The organism is Ralstonia sp. Ralssp110 (assembly GCF_047325135.1).
In the GTDB taxonomy this organism is placed as follows: Bacteria; Pseudomonadota; Gammaproteobacteria; order Burkholderiales; family Burkholderiaceae; genus Ralstonia; species Ralstonia mojiangensis.
This window is the reverse complement of record NZ_CP168609.1, coordinates 675,226-693,608: the sequence shown is the minus strand read 5'-3', so window position 1 is coordinate 693,608 and position 18,383 is coordinate 675,226. Positions and strand designations below refer to the sequence as shown.

General features: G+C 64.0%; 16 protein-coding genes. 11 read left to right on the top strand and 5 right to left on the bottom strand.

Features of this window, described 5'->3' with window-relative positions; all coding sequences use genetic code 11:
- Positions 1-88: 88 nt before the first annotated feature.
- The gene (locus ACEN9T_RS03710) at positions 89-2,329 is read right to left on the bottom strand and encodes a M1 family metallopeptidase (RefSeq protein ID WP_413706465.1); all 2,241 of its coding nucleotides are present in this window, start codon (positions 2,327-2,329) and stop codon (positions 89-91) included.
- Between the two features lie 565 nt (positions 2,330-2,894).
- Between ACEN9T_RS03710 and ACEN9T_RS03705 the strand changes: the two genes are divergently transcribed.
- A complete protein-coding gene (locus tag ACEN9T_RS03705; RefSeq protein WP_092971182.1) occupies positions 2,895-4,367 on the top strand; it encodes a sensor domain-containing diguanylate cyclase in 1,473 nt (490 codons plus the stop codon).
- An 89-nt stretch (positions 4,368-4,456) separates the two neighbouring features.
- Here ACEN9T_RS03705 and ACEN9T_RS03700 read toward each other — a convergent pair whose 3' ends face one another.
- Positions 4,457-5,299: a class I SAM-dependent methyltransferase gene (locus tag ACEN9T_RS03700; protein WP_092971183.1), complete on the bottom strand. Its 843-nt coding sequence runs from the start codon at positions 5,297-5,299 to the stop codon at positions 4,457-4,459.
- A gap of 214 nt (positions 5,300-5,513) precedes the next feature.
- Here ACEN9T_RS03700 and ACEN9T_RS03695 point away from each other — a divergent pair, with 214 nt between their 5' ends.
- Positions 5,514-6,776 (top strand): TIGR03862 family flavoprotein, encoded by a 1,263-nt coding sequence (locus ACEN9T_RS03695; protein WP_413706464.1) that lies wholly within the window; start codon positions 5,514-5,516, stop codon positions 6,774-6,776.
- 9 nt (positions 6,777-6,785) lie between these two features.
- Here the strand turns inward: ACEN9T_RS03695 and ACEN9T_RS03690 are convergent, their stop codons facing one another.
- Positions 6,786-7,940, bottom strand: a complete 1,155-nt coding sequence (locus ACEN9T_RS03690) for a methyltransferase (protein WP_413706463.1) — start codon at positions 7,938-7,940, stop codon at positions 6,786-6,788.
- Between the two features lie 310 nt (positions 7,941-8,250).
- On the opposite strand from ACEN9T_RS03690, the gene ACEN9T_RS03685 reads away from it, so the two are divergent.
- From ACEN9T_RS03685 to ACEN9T_RS03670, 4 genes are read left to right on the top strand one after another with little or no spacing between them, the layout of a single operon-like run.
- Complete coding sequence (locus tag ACEN9T_RS03685) at positions 8,251-8,985, top strand: DUF3348 domain-containing protein (protein WP_092971186.1); 735 nt, start codon at positions 8,251-8,253, stop codon at positions 8,983-8,985.
- A gap of 18 nt (positions 8,986-9,003) precedes the next feature.
- The gene (locus ACEN9T_RS03680; protein WP_413706462.1) at positions 9,004-11,310 is read left to right on the top strand and encodes a DUF802 domain-containing protein; all 2,307 of its coding nucleotides are present in this window, start codon (positions 9,004-9,006) and stop codon (positions 11,308-11,310) included.
- Positions 11,307-11,960, top strand: coding sequence for an OmpA family protein (locus ACEN9T_RS03675; RefSeq protein ID WP_413706461.1), 654 nt, complete (start codon positions 11,307-11,309; stop codon positions 11,958-11,960). The genes ACEN9T_RS03680 and ACEN9T_RS03675 overlap by 4 nt, the downstream gene beginning before the upstream one ends.
- A complete protein-coding gene (locus tag ACEN9T_RS03670) occupies positions 11,938-12,579 on the top strand; it encodes a DUF2894 domain-containing protein (protein ID WP_413706594.1) in 642 nt (213 codons plus the stop codon). The genes ACEN9T_RS03675 and ACEN9T_RS03670 overlap by 23 nt, the downstream gene beginning before the upstream one ends.
- Positions 12,580-12,693: 114 nt before the next feature.
- Here the strand turns inward: ACEN9T_RS03670 and ACEN9T_RS03665 are convergent, their stop codons facing one another.
- Entirely contained in the window at positions 12,694-13,119 is a 426-nt protein-coding gene (locus ACEN9T_RS03665; RefSeq protein ID WP_004631552.1) for an HU family DNA-binding protein, read from the bottom strand.
- A 190-nt stretch (positions 13,120-13,309) separates the two neighbouring features.
- Here ACEN9T_RS03665 and ACEN9T_RS03660 point away from each other — a divergent pair, with 190 nt between their 5' ends.
- A complete protein-coding gene (locus tag ACEN9T_RS03660; RefSeq protein ID WP_092971190.1) occupies positions 13,310-14,512 on the top strand; it encodes a DUF2252 family protein in 1,203 nt (400 codons plus the stop codon).
- Positions 14,513-14,593: 81 nt separating this feature from the next.
- Positions 14,594-15,514 (top strand): NAD(P)H-binding protein, encoded by a 921-nt coding sequence (locus tag ACEN9T_RS03655; protein WP_413706460.1) that lies wholly within the window; start codon positions 14,594-14,596, stop codon positions 15,512-15,514.
- 31 nt (positions 15,515-15,545) lie between these two features.
- Here the strand turns inward: ACEN9T_RS03655 and ACEN9T_RS03650 are convergent, their stop codons facing one another.
- Positions 15,546-16,841, bottom strand: coding sequence for an Nramp family divalent metal transporter (locus ACEN9T_RS03650; protein WP_413706459.1), 1,296 nt, complete (start codon positions 16,839-16,841; stop codon positions 15,546-15,548).
- A 145-nt stretch (positions 16,842-16,986) separates the two neighbouring features.
- Between ACEN9T_RS03650 and ACEN9T_RS03645 the strand changes: the two genes are divergently transcribed.
- From ACEN9T_RS03645 to ACEN9T_RS03635, 3 genes are all read left to right on the top strand, one after another.
- Positions 16,987-17,856, top strand: coding sequence for a manganese catalase family protein (locus tag ACEN9T_RS03645; protein ID WP_413706458.1), 870 nt, complete (start codon positions 16,987-16,989; stop codon positions 17,854-17,856).
- Between the two features lie 110 nt (positions 17,857-17,966).
- Positions 17,967-18,137, top strand: a complete 171-nt coding sequence (locus ACEN9T_RS03640) for a hypothetical protein (protein WP_175537097.1) — start codon at positions 17,967-17,969, stop codon at positions 18,135-18,137.
- A complete protein-coding gene (locus ACEN9T_RS03635) occupies positions 18,134-18,379 on the top strand; it encodes a DUF6566 family protein (protein ID WP_139219355.1) in 246 nt (81 codons plus the stop codon). The genes ACEN9T_RS03640 and ACEN9T_RS03635 overlap by 4 nt, the downstream gene beginning before the upstream one ends.
- The last annotated feature ends 4 nt before the right edge of the window (positions 18,380-18,383 follow it).

Genomic DNA, 18,383 nt, shown 5'->3' with positions numbered 1-18,383 from the left:
TGAAAAACGGCGGACCGTGTCCGCCGAAAATCAGGAGCCAACCTCGCAGCGGGCCGCATCGTAAGACGCGGCCCGTTTGCTTTGGCGCTTACCGCTTGATGTCGGTCAGATGCTTCATGAGACCTTCGTAGCGGAACTTGTGGATCGGGCGATCCATCGACTGCATTTGCTGCAGCTGCACCGCTTGCGGACGCAGCGAGCCCGTCGGCGTCACAGCCTGTGCACGCAGCGTTGCGACGGCCGGCTGCATGTTCTGGATGCCGACGATCTGGTCATACAGCGCTTTGTCGATGATCTGCGCGTTGTACAACTGCGTCGCATCGCCGGCGATGTTGGTCGTCGTCGCCTTGTTGGTGATGGTACCGGCCTGCGCCAGCAGCGCGCTCCACAGCGTCGGGCTGTAGTTGGTCACGTAGTAGTCCAGGCCCGTCGGGTTCGCCAGCACGGCCGAGCACGTCGGCAGGGTGACCTGTGCGGTCTGCTGGTCCAGCACCACCGTTTGCGTCTGCGCCAACCCATCGCCGTAGGCAATCGTGAGCGGCACATTCCACTGATAGCCGGAATAGACGTTCTTGTTCGGGAACGCCTTCTGCGTGATCGTCAGCACGTTCTGGTTGGTGGCCGGGTTGCACTGCGCATCGATGCTGACCAGCGGCACGCCGGTCTGGCGCACAAAGCTGTCGCCCACCTTGCCGACTGGCTTGCCGCTTGCCGCTTCCAGCTCCGCCCACAGGCGCGGCGGCGTGCCATTGCCGAACTTGTACTTGTTCAGGTAGCTCTGCAGCCCCTTGCGCATGGCGTCCTTGCCGACGTAATTCTCGAGCATCTGCAGCACATGGCCGCCCTTGTTGTAGGCAAAGCGGTCGAGGAAGTCCATCGAGCCGGCATCGCTCAGGTTGTGCTGCACCGGCACCGAGGTGGGTTGCAGGTCGAGCGTGAAGACGCGCTGCTTGACGGCCGCATAGTCGGCCCAGGTGTTGCCCTGGAACTCGGGATGCAGCGCGATCTTGGTGACGTTCTCGAACCAGTTGGCGAAGGACTCGTTCAACCAGATGTCGTCCCACCAGTCCAGCGTGACGAGGTCACCAAACCATTGGTGTGCCAGTTCATGCGACACCACAACGAACGAGCGCGCCTTGCCCATCGAGTGGACGGTGGTCGGTGCGCCATCGGGCGGCACCAGCACCTGGTCGGCAAACTCGAAGATGGCGCCCCAGTTCTCCATGCCGCCAAAGCCGGCATTCTTGTTGTCGTAGCTGTCGTTGGCGACGATGGTGTCCATCTTGTCGAACGGCAGCGGGATCTGGAAGTAGTTGTAGTAGTGGTTCAGCGCTTCCTTCGTGAACTGCATGCCGGCCACCGCAGAGTGCGCCTCGCCAGGCGGCACCCACCAGCGCAGGCGCATGCTGCTGCCATCGAGCGGGTTGGTGAACTGGTCTTCCAGGATGTCGAACTTACCGCCGCCGAAGAACAGCAGGTATGCCGGCATCGACGGCGTCTTGGCAAACGACACCTGCTGATAGCCATCCGGCAGTTTGGTCGCGCCGGTCTGCCGGCCGTTGGCCACGGCCTTCCAGTCGCCCGGAATTTCCGCCGTCACCTCGAAGGTGTTGCGGAAGGCTGGCTCATCCCAGCTCGGGAACCATTCGCGCGCGAAGTTGGATTCGCCTTGCGTGACGATGGCGTCAGAGCTCTCACCCGTTGCGGCCTGCAAGCCCAGCTTGAAGATGCCCTCGGCCTTGGTGAAGTTGATCGTGCCCGTCCATTCCATGTGCAGCACGTAGTTGCCGGGCTTGATGTCTCCGGTCGGGTCGCGCAGGTCATAGAAGGCGCCTTGCGATTGCGGAATCGGTACCAGCACGCGCGATGCGCCGTTGCCCGAGGTGGGCGTGAGCGTCAGGCGCGAGGCGTCGAGCTTCAGGTCACGCACGGCCAACGTCACGGCGCCGGTCTGCTTGGTGACCTTGATCTCCACATCGGCACGGCCCGAGAAGCTGTTCAGGTCTGCGCTCGGGCGGAACCACAGTTTGTAGTTGACCGGCCTGATGTAGTCCGGAAGTTCCACCGGCGGCACCGTTGCGTCGACGGCCGGTGCCTGCGCGTTGGTGTTGCCGGTATTGGTATTGCCCTGCTGCTGCGAGCCGTTTGCGTCCAGCTTGCCGCCGGCCGGGGTAAGCCCGTCATCTCCGCCGCCGCCGCACGCGGCCAGAATCAGCGCGGCCGCAGCTTGTGCCACGAGTGCCAGCTTGAACGAGCGACGTGTCCGGGCGCTGTAGGCGCGTCCGGTGTGTGTCGTGGCCGTACGACGGTGGGTTGTCGAATCCCGCATTGCATTTCTCCTGAGATGGAAACGAATCGGCGGCCCAGGGCTCAAAAGAAAATGGGGGGGCAGGCCGCAGAATCGGGACAAGGAATTACCCGCTTCTTGCGCGGTGCAAATCACAGCCCGCGCACGGGATGCACGGATTCTGGAGGAAACGGCTTGCGAATCGAGACGAAGTTTTTTAAATCACGTGCGAGGGAACATGTCGCGGAATTTGCAGTTTTTGGTATGCGCATCCGCAAAGCTGCGGGCGACTTCCCGGGAAACGGGCGACTTCTGCAAAGCGCGTTGAAAAAATGAAATGCATATCCCGCTTCGTGAAAATATCTTAAAAATCGAAGTGGCTATTTTTACAACGCCAGATAAAGAAAAACTAAATACGGCGCGGCGCCGGAAAATCCCGCGGGGGAACTTTCCCGGCATTCGACGAGGTATTGCGCTGCAGTAGCTGACCGCGCATCGTCTGCATGGGGGTAATCCTTCCGGATGAGCGAGGCGCTGTGCGCGGTCTTACACAAAACCGGTACGCTCGCAACGTTTGCGAAGTGTTTTTGTTCCCGTAGAGCGATTCATGCAATCCGCGTCCGATAGCGTCAGCAGCCCGGCGGCTGTGGGTGTCAACCTGATCGACTTCTTCGATGTCACCCCCACGTCATTGTGGCTGGAGGACTACAGCGATCTGCACCGCCTCTTTGCCCAATGGCGGGCGGCCGGCGTGACCGACCTGCAGCGCTTTCTGGAAGAGGACGTATCACGCGTGGCGGCGTGTTCCGCCTGCATCAAGGTGCTGCGCGTGAACCGGCGCACGCTGTCCATGTACGCCGCCCCGGATGCCGAAACCCTGACCGCGCGGCTGGCAGACGTTCTGCGCGACGACATGCTCGAGGCCCACGTGGGTGAACTCGTGCAGCTCTGGTCCGGCGAGCCGTCGTTCGAGAGTCGCAGTGTCAACTACACGCTCGACGGCCGCCGTCTCGACATCCTGCTCAAGGGCGTGGTCCTGCCCGACCACGATCAGCCGTGGGACCGCGTGCTGGTGGCCGTGGACGACATCACCGAACTCGAAGACGCCCGCCGCCGTGCCGCGGCCAGCCAACTCTATGCGCGCGGCGTGTTCGAGCATGCACCGGTGTCGCTGTGGGTGGAAAACTTCAGCACCATCAAGATGCTGCTGGACGAAGTGCGCATGCAGGGCATCACCGATTTCCGAACCTTTACCGACGTGCACCCGGAGTTTGTCGAACGCTGCATGCAGGAGATCCAGGTGCTTGACGTCAACGGCTTCACGCTGGAGATGTTCAAGGCGCGCAACCGCAACGACTTGCTTGGCCGCTTGCCGGAAGTCTTTCGCGACGACATGCGCTCCCACTTTCGCGAGCAGTTGATCGACCTGTGGGATGGCAAGCTTTTCCAGCAGCGCGAGGTCGTCAATTACGGGCTCGATGGCAACCCGCTGAACATCCACCTGCAGTTCTCCGTGTTCCCGGGCCGCGAGAAGGATTGGGACATGGTGCTGCTGGCGCTGACCGACATCACCGCGCGCAAGAAGGCCGAGTCGTACCTCGAATATCTCGGCAAGCACGACGTGCTGACCAAGCTGAAGAACCGCTCGTTCTACGTGGACGAGATCAACCGGCTGGAGCGCAAGGGCCCGTTCCCGGTCACAGTCATCATGATCGACCTGAACGACTTGAAGCGCGTGAATGACCAACTCGGCCACGCCGCGGGCGACGCGCTGCTGCGGCGCGCCGGCGAGGTGCTCGGCAAGGCTGTCGACAAGCCTGCTCACGCCGCGCGCATTGGCGGCGACGAGTTTGCCGTGCTGCTGCCCGGCGCCGACGCACAGGCTGGTGCAGCGCTGGTGGAAAGTCTGCGCAAGCTGGTGGAACTCAACAACCAGTTCTATCCGGGCGCGGAGCTTGGGTTTTCCATGGGCTGCGCCACCTGCCACGAGGGTGGGCGTCTGGAAGAAACGCTACGTGAAGCCGATGTCGCCATGTACGAAGACAAGCGGGTCCAGCATGAAGGCGGACGTTCAACGTAACCGCTGCGATCTGTGCGCGCCCTGCACAGATTCGGTGGCCCGAGCGATCGGACTCGGGCGCCGACGCACTGGCAGACTGCGCTGCTGCTTCAGAGGTCAGTTGGCGCGAAAAAACGTTCGTGCAGTTCCCCGAGCCCAAGCGTGCTGATCACCTCGTTCAGTCGCTCGGTCGGGCGGCGGCGCGGCAGGTCTTTGTACTGCGCAATGATCAGCTCGTTCTTCATCGAGTGCTCCCACCCCACGAGTTCCGTCACGCTGACCTGATAGCCGTGCGCTTCAAGCTGCAGGCAGCGCAGCACGTTGGTGACCTGACTGCCAAATTCGCGTGTGTGCAACGGGTGACGCCAGATTTCCGTGAGCGCATTGCCGAGCGACTTGCCCTTGTTCTTGCGCAGCACCCCGGCCACCTCCGCCTGGCAGCACGGTACGAGCACGATGTACTGCGCATGCTTTTCTAGCGCAAAGCGGATCGCGTCGTCTGTGGCGGTATTGCACGCATGCAGTGCAGTGACGATGTCGATCGTGGCCGGCAGTCGGTCAGACGTGATCGATTCCGCCACCGACAGGTTCAGGAACGACATGCCCTTGAAGCCGAGCCGCGCGGCCAGTTCGGTCGATTTGGTGACCAGCTCTTCGCGCGTTTCAATGCCGTAAATGTGCGAGGTTCCATCGCCCGGCTGTTCCTTGCAGAACAGGTCGTACAAGATGAAGCCGAGGTACGACTTGCCTGCGCCGTGGTCGACCAGCGTGACGTGCCCCTTGGCTTGTTGCACGTCAGCCATCAGCGGCTCGATGAACTGGAACAGGTGATAGACCTGCTTGAGCTTGCGGCGGCTGTCCTGGTTCATCTTGCCGTCGCGCGTCAGGATGTGCAGTTCCTTGAGCAGCTCGATCGACTGGTTGGGGCGGATTTCGTGGGTCTTGTTGGACATCGTCAGGACAGCCTGGGCGACATGTCGCACGGAATGGGACCGGTGCGGCGGCGCGGAGAAGAACGGAAAGAGGGCGCCAGTTTACCGAAAAGCGCGGTGGGCGACGGCAAGCGCACCCCAAAAAGCGCCATGCGTGACCTCGTTTGCCCGCACCCATTCAGGATGTGACAATAGCGCCCCGCTCGTCCGCCCCGCGTAAGCCATCCACCCCCGCATGTCTGAAACACCGAAAGCCCCTCTCGTTGCCGTCATCGGCGCCGGCCCCGCCGGGCTCATGGCCGCTGAAGTCCTGTCGCGCAACGGTGTGCGTGTGGAGGTGTTCGATGCCATGCCTTCGGCCGGACGCAAATTTCTGCTGGCGGGCATCGGCGGGATGAACATCACGCATTCGGAGCCGATCGACGCGTTTCTCGGCCGCTATCGCACGCGGCGCGATGCGCTGGCGCCGCTCATTGGCCGCTTCAGCCCCGATGCGCTGCGCGCGTGGATTCATGGGCTGGGCATCGACACGTTTGTCGGCAGTTCGGGGCGTGTCTTTCCGACTGAGATGAAGGCCGCGCCCTTGCTGCGCGCATGGCTGCACCGGCTGCGCGAGGCGGGCGTGCAGTTGCATATGCGACATCGCTGGGTGGGGTGGGCAGAACCGTCGGACCGCGCGCAGGTGCTGCGCTTTGAAACCACCGATGTTGAACGGCTGGTGCAAGCCGATGCGGTGGTGCTTGCCATGGGCGGCGGCAGTTGGCCGCGCCTGGGCTCCGACGGTGCCTGGGTGCCGTTGCTGGAGGCGCGCGGCGTGCAGGTGCAGCCATTGCAGCCCGCCAACTGCGGGTTCGACGCCGATTGGAGCGCGTATTTCCAGGAGCGTTTCGCCGGGCAGCCCGTGAAGTCGGTCGCCATCGGTTTGCCGTCGGGCGCTGACGGGGCGCTGCAATTCCGCCAGGGCGAGTTCGTTGTCACGCAGACCGGCATTGAAGGCAGCTTGGTCTATGCGTTGTCGGCGCCCATTCGCGATGCGCTGGCCGCAGAGGGTGGCGCGACGATCTGGCTTGACCTTGCGCCAGGCTGGAGTGCGCAACGTGTGACGGATGAACTGATGCGCCCGCGCGGCGCGCGTTCAATGTCGAGCCATCTGCAAAGCAAGCTGAACATCACGGGCGTGAAGCTCGGCTTGCTGCGCGAGTGCCTGAGCAAGGAAGCGTTTGCCGATCTGGCTCAACTCGCGAAGGCCATCAAGGCGTTGCCGTTGCGGCTCATACGCACGCGGCCCATCGACGAGGCGATCAGCACCGCGGGCGGTGTGGTGTTTGAAGCGCTGGATGCAAAGCTGATGATCGAGCGTCTGCCGGGCGTGTTCTGCGCCGGCGAGATGCTCGACTGGGAAGCGCCCACAGGCGGCTATCTGCTGACGGCGTGTTTTGCGAGCGGCGCCGCTGCGGGGCAGGGCGCACTCGACTACCTGGCGGCCATGGCGTGCTGATTCAACGGTTTACTGGCGCGCCTTCAGGCGCCACAGCGACGTGACCTCGGCAACCCGCGCGCGATAGAGCGGGTCGTTTTCATCGGACGCCTTCGGGTGCTTCGGCTTGATGTCTTCCCGGCCCACCACCTGCAGGCCGGCAGCGTCGATCATCGCCAGCAGGGCATCGCGCGTGCGCAGGCCAAGATGCTCGGCAAAGTCCGACAGGATCAACCAGCCCTCGCCATTCGGCTCCAGATGGGCGGCCAGGCCGTCCAGAAAGCCGCGCAGCATGCGGCTGTCCGGGTCGTAGACGGCGCGCTCGATGGGCGAGCTGGGCCGCGCCGGCAGCCACGGCGGGTTGCACACGATCAGCGGCGCACGGCCTTCGGGAAACAGATCTGCATCGACAACGTCCACCCGCGCTTGCAGACCGAGACGCGCCAGATTGTCGCGCGCACAGGCCAGCGCACGCGGGTCCTGATCGGTGCCGATGACGTGCTTCACGCCGCGTTTGGCCAGCACCGCTGCCAGCACGCCCGTGCCTGTGCCGATATCGAACGCCAGGGTTTTCGAAGGCAACGGCGCCTTTGCCACCAGATCGATGTATTCGCCGCGCACGGGCGAGAACACGCCGTAGTGCGGGTGAATGCGCTCACCACCGAGCGCGGAAATCTCGACCCCTTTCTTGCGCCACTCATGCGCGCCGATCAGACCGAGCAGCTCGCGCAGCGAGACGACGGAAGCGGCCTGGCTGGTGCCGTAGGCCTCGGTGCAGGCCTCGCGCATATCGGGTGCCCGGCGCAGCGGGATTGTGTAATCCACGTCCAGCGGAATCAGCAGCATGCCGAGCGTGCGGGCGCGCTGCGATTGCGCCTGTCGGTGCAGGTTGAACGCATTGATGGCCGAGGTGGCTTCCTTGCGCGTCTTGCCGGGTTTGCGATCAGTGCGGCGGGACATGGCCTGCAGCAGTTGGCGCGCGTTCTGGAAATCGCCCTGCCAAAGCAATGCCGTGCCTTCGCAGGCGAGGCGGTAGGCCGCATCGGCGGTGGTGCGATCGTCCGCAACGACCACGCGCTTGGGCGGCGCGTTGCCGGCTTCGGAGCGCCAGAGGACGGTATGGACGGCGTCGTTGCTGGCGTCTGGGCGGTCGTCGGTCCAGGTAAGGGTGGGGTGATCGGTCACGGGGAAATGGCAGGAAAGCGGGGAGGGTGCGGTAGTGGGCGACACAATACCGCTGTCGGCCTGATCGCACAAATGCGGATGGGCGACCCGGATGCCCTCCGCGGCAGCGCTGGAGTGACTCTGTTTCGGCGAAGACCCTCGCCATTACAGGCCCAATGCCCCGCTATGCACTGGAGGATGCAGCCCTATATCGCAGGCGAGCCGATTGATCGCCTTGATTCTTCTTGGGAAGTGATTCTTTTGCCACTCGAAGACGCAGGTCCGACCCGGCAGGCAGTGTAAACTCCAGCCTTTTTTCGGCACTCGTAGCATGGCGCACGTCCAGCAACGCAGGGCGCTCAGCGGCCCTGCGCTGATCCGCATTCTTGCTCGCCTGACGGACGTCGACGTTTCCGCATCCGCGCAGCCCCTTTCAGATCAGTTGAGCCAATGGCTCAGCTGGACGGATGCCATCACGCTTTCATCGGCACTAAGCGCGGCGCCGCCCGCCATTGCCTCCAGCACGCTGGCGGCCGGTCCGGACGCAGAGACGATCGGGGGCCGTGTTCGGGCAGCGTTGGCGAAATCCATCGCGTCCAGCTGTGCGCCTGAAGCCAGGACGGGCCCACGCGCGCCGATCCAGAGCCCGTCGGCGCCGCTAGTGGTCGACTATGCCGACTTTCGGCAGCGCTACGTGCTGATGCAGCAGACGATGGAGCTGGAAATTGGCGACCTGCGTGGCCGCCTGCGACGCCTGCTGGCCGCCAGGACGCCCGACCTCGCGCGACTTGCGGTATTGGACGCCAGCATGGAGCAGGCGCTCGCAGGCCGCGAACGTTCGTTGCTGGGGACCATTCCGTCGATGCTTGGGCCGTACTTCGAGCGCCTGCGCGCGGCCGAGCAGCAGCGGCAGGCCGAGTTGCCCGCAGAGGGCCAGGCCACCCAATCCACATCCCGCGCCTGGCTGGATGCGTTCCGCAAGGATATGCAGAGCGTCCTCCTGGCCGAGCTCGATGTTCGTTTTCAACCGGTCGACGGGTTGCTTGCAGCCCTTGGCCCCCGCTAAGCGGGACAGACACCATTCATGTCCAGACTTCACCTGAATCTCATCGTTTTCTCTGCCGGGCTGGCGGCCTTGGGGTGGATTGCCATCGGCTACCTCGTTGGCGGAAATCTGCTGGCGCTGGCCGTCACGCTCGTGATTGGTGCTGCCTACGTGGCCGGCGCCCTGGAACTGCGCCGCTATCGCCAAGCCACGAACACCGTTACGCAGGCCGTTGCGGGGCTTACCGAGCCGCCGCCCAAGCTGTCCGCTTGGCTGGAACAACTGCACCCCGGCCTGCGCAACGCCGTGCGCCTGCGTGTGGAAGGCGAACGTGTGGCACTGCCTGCGCCCGCGTTGACGCCGTATCTGGTGGGCCTGCTGGTGCTGCTCGGCATGCTGGGCACGCTGCTCGGCATGGTGGTAACGCTCAAGGGCACAGGCGCGGCGCTGGAGAGCGCGACGGACTTGCAGGCGATCCGCGCATCGCTTGCCGCCCCGATCAAGGGGTTGGGGTTCTCGTTCGGGACCTCGATTGCCGGTGTGGCGACGTCCGCCATGCTGGGGTTGCTCTCGGCGCTGTGCCGGCGCGAGCGGTTGCAGGCAGTCCAGGCGCTCGACGCAAAGATCGCGACCACGCTGCGCATCTATTCGCACGCGCATCAGCGTGAAGAGACGTTCAAGCTTCTGCAGCGGCAATCCGATGTGATGCCCGCGCTGGTTGACCGGTTGCAGGCGATGATGGCGTCGCTGGAACAGCAGGGCGCGGCCAGCAGCGAGCGACAGATCGCCGCCCAGCAGGCATTTCTCGACAAGACGGAAGCTGCCTACAGCCAGCTTGCTTCTTCGGTGGGTCAGTCGTTGAAGGACAGCGCAGCGGAGAGCGCACGCGTTGCCAACGCCGCGCTGCAGCCTGTGGTGGAAACGACGATGGCTGGGCTCGCGCGTGAATCGGCTGCGCTGCAGGAGACGGTAACCCATGCGGTGCAGCGTCAGCTCGACGGCCTGTCGACCCGTTTTGAAGCCACGGCCGAGACGGTTTCCGGCATTTGGAACAACGCCTTGTCGGCGCATCAACGTTCCAGCGAAGCCCTGGTTGGCCAAGTCGGCACCTCGCTCGACCGGTTTGCTGAAACATTCGAGCAACGCTCGGCGCGGTTGCTTGACGGCGTTGCCGAGCGCCTTGATGCCACAGCAGGCGGCTTGTCCGCTGCCTGGCGCGATGCGCTTGCCCGGCAAGAACACGCCCACACCGAACTCGCCGTCCAGAACCAGCGCGCGCTGGAGGCCGCCGCCGCCACGTTCGAGCAGCACGCCGTATCGTTGCAAGACGCGTCGCGCCAGTCGCATACGGCGCTGCAAGCTGCGTTGGAAGCACGAGACGCGCAACGTCTCGCGGCCTGGACCGAGGCGCTCAGCGCCACGGGCGAAAAGCTGAGCCAGGCGTGGGAGAAAGCGGGCGCCGATACGGCAAATCGTCAGCAAGATATCTGCGATGCGTTGGCGCAGACCGCGCGCGATATCGCTTCGCAGCAGGATGCGTCGCGCCAGTCGCATGCCACGCTGCAAGCCGCGCTGGAAGCGCGAGACGCGCAACGTCTGGCGGCCTGGACTGATGCACTCGGCACGATGGCCGCCAAGCTGAGCGAGGCGTGGGAGAAAACAGGCACCGATACCGCGAGCCGTCAGCAACAGATTTGCGATGCGCTCGCGCAAACCGCGCGCGACATTTCTGCGCAAACGCAGGCGCACGCCAACAACACGATCAGCGAGATTTCTCGCCTGGTGCAGGCCGCATCGGAAGCGCCCAAGGCTGCGGCCGAAGTGGTGGCCGAGCTGCGCCAGAAGCTGTCCGACAGCATGGTGCGCGATACCGCCATGCTGGACGAGCGTGCGCGCCTGCTGGGCACGCTGGAAACGCTGCTCGACGCCGTCAACCATGCATCGACCGAGCAGCGCACGGCGGTGGATGCGCTGGTGGCAACGTCGGCGGATCTGCTCGAGCGCGTGGGCGTGCGATTTACCGATCGGGTGGAAGCCGAGACCGGCAAGCTCGGCGCGGTGGCCGCCCAGGTAACTGGCAGCGCGATCGAGGTGGCGAGCCTGGGCGAGGCCTTTGGTGCGGCCGTGCAGCTGTTCGGCGAGTCGAACGACAAGCTTGCAGCCCAGCTGCAGCGCATTGAAACCGCGCTCGACAAGTCGCTCACGCGCAGCGACGAGCAGCTTGCCTACTACGTGGCGCAGGCGCGCGAGGTGATCGACCTGAGCATGCTGTCCCAAAAACAGATCCTGGAAGACCTGCAACGGTTGGGTGACCAGCGCGCACTGGCCGGGGCTGACGCGGCATGAGCGACGAGATTGACGGTGGCATCGACGACACAGCGCCAGTCTGGGCCGCGTTTGGCGACCTGATGTCGGTGTTGCTGGGCGCGTTCGTGCTGATTCTGGTGGGTGTGATCGGCGTGCAGTTGGAGCTATCGTCCAAGCTGGAAAACGAGGTCAAGCAGCGCGAGGCCGAAGCCCAGCGCCGCAAGACGCTGGAGCAGGCGCTGGCCGGCCCGCTGGCGGCCGGGCGCGTGACGCTCGTCAACGGGCGCATCGGCATCAATGGCAATGTGCTGTTCGCGATCAATTCCGATCAGTTGCAACCCGAGGGCCGCGCGCTGATGAAGAGCCTGGCAGGGCCGCTGGCCGCGTATCTCACGTCGCGTGAAGAGATCCTGATGGTGAGCGGGTTCTCTGACGACCAGCAGGTGCGTGCCGGCAACCGCCTGTTTGCAGATAACTGGGAGCTGTCCGCCAAGCGCGCCTTGACCGTCACGCGCGCCCTGATTGACGAAGGTATTCCCGCGTCCAGTGTGTTTGCGGCAGCGTTTGGCTCGCAGCAGCCAGTGAGTTCCAATGCGGACGACGTCGGCCGTGCGAAGAACCGGCGTGTGGAGATCGCGCCGGTTCCAAGGCAGGCCGCTTCCAACGGTGGACGCCGTGAGCCACATTGATTTGTCTACGCAGGCCACGCTCGACGGTTGGCGCGCAACCGGCGCGGATCGGCTGAACCGCGTGCGCTTTCGCTTTATTGAGGCGCTGCATCGACGCACAGCCAATCAAACCGGCGAGGCGCGACGCATGCTCGAAGCGCGGCTGGGCACGCTGATCGCGGCTTATGCAGAAGACGTTGACCGCGCGCCGGCGACGTCCGATGCGACCGACGCAGACGCGCCTTCCGGTAGCGCGTTGGCCGAACTACTGCGAGACATTGCCAGCCGTGAACGCATGGATGTCGGCTGCATTGCAGAAGGTGGTTCCGTACGTCATCTGCAAGCATTGCCGGAGCTGAAGATTCTTGAAGACGTGCGGGACACGTGGTCCCGCGTGAGCGCCGAGAAACAGCTGCGCGACGCCTTGGATAAGGTGCCGGTGAATGCCGGTCCGCTGAATTCGAGCAGTCTTGTGCATCGGTCACTGCTATTGATGCGCGAGGTCTCCCCCGATTATCTGCGGCAATTTTTGTCGTATGTCGATGCGCTTTCCTGGCTGGAACGCATGAGCGGGGATGGGGCCGCCGGTGGCCACGAGGCTGCTCGCAGTGGCGGAAAGGCGCGGGGCAAGGCGCGCTAGGAATTCCAGCGATCCATCAGTCGGCAATGTGACATGGATATCACCGCCGGTTCTTTTTGACCGGCAGGCACGCAAAAAAGGGAGCCGAGGCTCCCTTTTTCTTTGCGGCGGCTATTAGCTGTTGACCGCTGCGTCCTTGACCTTCTTCAGGGCACGGACCTTGACACGCACAGTTGCCGGTTTGGCTTCGAACCACTGGTCGACGCCGGTAAAGGGGTTCTTGCCGAAGCGGCGCTTGGTTGCCGGAACCTTGACCGACGTCACCTTGAAGAGGCCGGGCAGCGTGAATTCACCGGCGCCCTTCTTGTGCAGCGAAGCCACGATGGTGTTCTCCAGATGGAGCAGCACCGCCTTCACCGCCTTGGCGTCGACGGCAGCTTGTTCAGCCAGATGGCTCACCAGGCTCGCCTTGGTGAACGTGTCCTTCAAAGGCTTGAGGGTCGGCGTCGTTGCGGCAGGCTTCTTAGCCGGAGCGGCCTTCTTAGCCGGCGAGGCCTTCTTTGCAGCGGTCTTGGCAGCGGTCTTGGTTTTGGTGGCCATAGTGAGAATAGATGGTTGAGTAAAGTTGACCATTCAATGGAAGCAGCGCTGTACAGCGCGCTTCGAGCAAGCATAGCAAAGGTTCAGCACCGTGGAGGCGTTATCTAGCCTGTTTGGGGGCCAGGGAACGCTTATTGCATGCGGTTTGGTCGTTTATCAACCAGTTGAGACACTCCAAGTCGGCACAAGCATGGCCCAACCAAAATCGTCGCGGAGCGTGGTGAGCCCCGAAAATCGCGCGCCCGTGCTAGCCCGGCTACGTCAATCCAAGATGACGCGCTCGACCCATGCGTACGTTCGCGGCAGCACCGTGAAGTTTTATGAGTGGCTGAGCGAGGTGCAGCCTCACGCTTTCCCGGAGGGGCCCGTCATCTGGATTTGCGGCGATTGCCATGTGGGTAATCTCGGCCCTATTGGCGACGCCTCCGGCGCCACGCGCATACAAATCCGGGATCTGGATCAGACGGTGCTTGGCAATCCTGCGCACGACCTGATTCGGCTTGGCGTGTCGCTGGCGACGGCCGCTCGCGGTTCGGACCTCCCGGGCATCGTGACCGCACGAATGGTGGAAGCGCTGATGTCGGGCTACTTGCACGGCATCCATCCGGATGCTGCGGTGCACCTGCCGCCGCGCCCCGCATCCGTGCGCACTGCCATGAAGGCGGCGACTGCGCGCACCTGGAAGCAGCTGGCCCAGGAGCGGCTCGATGGCGCGTCCCCCTCCATTCCTCTGGGGCGTCATTTCTGGCCCCTCTCACGAGAAGAACAGCGCGAACTGAAACAACTCGTGAGCCAGCGCGGGGTGGTTGCCCTGGTGGCATGTCTTTACGAAATGCCCGGCGAAGCCTCTGTCCGCATTGTGGACGCGGCGTACTGGGTCAAAGGGTGCAGCTCACTTGGGCAGCGGCGCTATGCCGTCTTGCTTGCGGTCGACCAGGATCGCGGGCCGCGGTATCGGCTGATTGACGTCAAGGAAGCGGGGAAGGCCGCTGCACCCAGTGCCTCTGCGGGCGAGATGCCCCGGATCAACGGCGAGCGCGTGGTCACCGGCGCGCGGTGTCTCTCTCCCGACCTCGGAAACCGAATGGCATGGGGGCGCATGCTGGGCAGCAGCTTTTTCATGCGTGAGCTGCAACCGCAAGATCTCAAGTTGTCTGTCGACAAGCTGGAGCACAAGGACGCCACGGTATTGGCCGCCTACCTGGGGAACATCGTCGGCCTTGCACATGGCAGCCAGATGCCTAGGGATGTCGCGATGGCGTGGCATCGCGAGTTGAAGGCGCGTCACGGCCGATCCATCAATGCGCCGTTCTGGCTCTGGTCTTCGATCGTCGACCTGCTTGGGTTGCACGAACGCCAGTATCTCGAACACTGTCGCGCCTGGGCCGGCTGATCTGCTGCGCCGCATCCATCTACGGGCACAAACGCTGCTATCAACGCTTCCAGGCCATCGTGAGTCAATCAACGATTGCGGATGGCGCTCGGCTGCGCAGGTGCGCAGCCCAGACATCAAGGAGGAGGCGCGATGTATGTAGTGATGGGTGCAACCGGACATGTGGGGGCCGCAGTTGCAGAAACGCTGCTGGCAAGCGGAGAAGACGTGACGATCCTGACCCGGCGGCCGGAACGCGCGGGGCGCTGGCGCGACAAAGGCGCATCGGTTGCGATGGCCGACGTGGAGGACGTCGATTCGCTAAGGGCGGCATTCCGGCGCGGGCAGCGCGCATTTCTGCTTAACCCACCTGCGGATGTTGCCGGCGACACCGACGCGACGGAGCGCCGGACGATCGCCAACATTCTCGCCGCGCTGGAGGATTCAGGGCTGGAGAAAGTGGTGGCCGCGTCAACCTATGGCGCGCGGCCCGGGCAGGGCATCGGCGATCTGACCACGCTGTGGGAGTTGGAGGAGGGCTTGCGTCGCCAGCCAATCCCGGCCGCAATCAATCGTGGCGCCTACTACATGACCAACTGGGCCGGCTTGCTGGAGATGGTTGCGCAAACAGGCAAGCTGCCGAGCATGTATCCCGCCGACATGCCCATGCCGATGGTGGCACCGGTCGACCTTGGCGAGGCGGCAGCGGCGCGGCTTCTGACACCGCTTGACGACGTGGCCGTGCGCTACGTGGAGGGCCCGCAGCGCTACACACCGCGGGATGTTGCGCAGGCGATGTCGCGCACGCTCGGTTGCGAGGTAGCGGTTGAAGTTGCGCCGCGAGACCGCTGGGAGGCCATCTACAAGGGGCTCGGTTTCTCCGATGAAGCTGCCCGCGCCTATACACGGATGACGGCCGTAAGCCTGGACGAGGGTTTCGACAAGTCGGGTGACATTGTGCGCGGCCACGTCTCGCTGTCGGATTTCATTGCAGCGGCGGCAGTGCGCGCGGCGCATGCGTGATACCCCCAACAATGAACGCCGTCGCACATTGCTACGCGGCGAGATGGACGAGAAGTGCACCGTTCAACCCGGCCACCAGCACGGCCCCCACCGTGGCCAGCACAATCAGGCACTGACTTGCGGCGTGCTGTCCCATCAAATCGGGCCGGCGCGCCAACCAGATCAGTGCCGCCATGGGAAACGGCACCACCATGCTCAGAATGACCTGGCTGAGCACAAGGGCGCGTGTGACATCCATACCCGCCCCGATGACGATGAACGCAGGCACCATGGTGATCAGCCGGCGCATCCAGACCGGCAAACGCACACGCAGGAAACCCTGCAGCACCATCTGCCCCGCCAGTGTGCCAACCACCGAGCTGGACAACCCCGAGGCGATCAGTCCAACCAGAAACACCAGCCCGGCCGATGCCCCGAACAGCGGCGCCAACGTGACGTAGGCATCCTCAATGCCGGCCACCTCTGCATGTGTGCCGTGAAACGCGCCCGCTGACACCATCACCATGGCTAGGTTGATGCAGCCGGCAGCGGCCAGCGCGGCCACCACCTCGCGGTTGGAATACCGAAGCAGTTGCGACGTCTCCGATGCGCTGCGCGGGCGCACACGCGCATTGACCAGACCCGAGTGCAGAAAGAGCGCGTGAGGCATCACCGTCGCCCCGACAATGCCTGCCGCCAACATGAACGCGTCGGGCGGCAGCGCAGTAGGCACCAGGGTCTGCCGGAGCGCGGCCGCCCACGAAACGGGCAAGATCCACACTTGGATGATGTAAGAGATACCGATCACGGCCACCAGCGCGCCAATCATCAGCTCGATATGGCGGAACCCGCGCGCCTGCAGCGTCAGCAGCAGATAGGTCAGCACACCGGCGACGACCATGGCGTGCAGCAACGGCATTCCTGTCAGGAGCGCGATGCCCACGGCGGCACCCACGAACTCCGCAAGGTCGGTCGCCATGGCCGCAAGCTCGGCGATCAGCCACATGCCAATCCCGGCCGGCGCGGGCAGATGCGTGCGACAGAGCTGCGCGAGATTCTGGCCCGTCACAATGCCCACCCGTGCTGAGAGCATCTGGAACAGCATCGCCACCAGGCTGGATGCGAGCACGACCCAGAGCAACTGATACCCGTATCGCGCACCGGCTTCAATGCCGGTGGCGATGTTGCCCGGATCGGTATACGCCACCGAAACCACCACGGCCGGCCCGACAAACGGGATGAACGTGCGCCAACCACGTCGCCGGCCTTCCAACGCTTCGCGCGCGTGGGCAACGACGCATCGCGATGCAGAGGAGGTGTCGTTTTCAAGCGCGAGACTGTCGTCCATGGAATCTCCGGAATGGATGGCGCAGGCCCCCTCCGCAACGCTCGTACCTGATCGCTCGCAGGGCAGGCGTGCGGCGTGCGATGGAACGGGTGTTGCGGAGGAGGGTGGCGCCATGAAGGCGCTCACCCATTCCCGGAGAACCCCCATGTTCATGCACAACAAGCGATTGCAGTACACCGTTCGGGTCAGCGAAACCAATCCCGGCTTGGCCAACCTGCTGCTGGAGCAGTTCGGTGGCCCGCAAGGCGAGCTTGCTGCCGCCATGCGCTACTTCACGCAAGCCGTCGCCGAAGAAGATGCAGGCCGCAAGGACATGCTCTACGACATCGCGACGGAGGAGCTGAGTCACCTGGAGATCATCGGCACCATCGTCGCCATGCTCAATCGCGGCGCCAAGGGGGAATTGGCGGAAGCAGTGGATGAGCAGGCGGAGCTGTATCGCAAGCTCAATGGCGCCGGTAACGACAGCCATGTGACGCAGGTGCTTTATGGCGGCGGCCCGTCGTTGACGAACTCGGCGGGCGTTCCGTGGACGGCGGCCTACATCGATTCGCTGGGCGAGCCGACGGCAGACTTGCGCTCGAACATTGCGGCCGAAGCACGCGCCAAGATCATCTATGAACGGCTGATCAATGTGAGCGATGACCCCGGTGTGCGCGACGCGCTGGGCTTTCTCATGACGCGCGAAGTGTCGCACCAGAAGTCGTTCGAGAAAGCGCTGTATGCCATCAACGGCAACTTCCCCCCGGGCAAGCGGCCACCGGTGCCCGAGTTCAGCGAAGCGTATTTCAAGATGTCGCGCGGTGGCCCCATCGTGCAGGCGCCGTGGAATAGCGGCACGGGCCTCGAGCTGGTCTCGGACCCACCCGTGCCCGTCGACGGCGGGGACGGCAACGCATCAGTCAACCTGACCGACGCCGAACTGGAAGCGCTTGAGGCCATGAAGACGCGCCTGGCGGCGGATCCGGCTGTCGATCCGACTACCGGCGCGGAGCTTGGTGAAGCGAAGGCGTAACGTCCACGTAACGACCGCACCCAGGCCCGGGTGCTGCGCCGCTCGGGCCTGGACATTGCGTCTACGCCAGGCACTGGCTGTTTCAAGCTCGAACAGACATGGAGACGCTCATGCATATGCAAGAACTGCTTGCGATCGCGGCGCTCACTCTTGCCGTGATTGCCATGTATTCCCTCGCCCGCGGCTTGCCCGCCGGGGTGTTCGAGGCGGGCGCGCAACCTCTCGCGTCGATGTACCCAGGACTCAACCCGTCGCCCCCCTTCTTGAACGGAAGGCGATGATGGCGAGCGATGCAACGCACGAAGGCGAGGTGCGGTTCGAGTGTGCCGGCCATACCGTCACTGTCAGCGCGGAGCAAGACGCACAAGGCGTCTGGGTGCCGCGCATCTCTGTTGTAAACGGTGAGCGCCAGTTCCAAATCCGGGAAATATCCCAGACGTGGCGCGGCTGGCATACCGAAGGCGAGGCCATTCGCGACGGCATGGAACAGGCTCGCCTGCTGCTCACGCATGAGCGGCCTTGAGCTC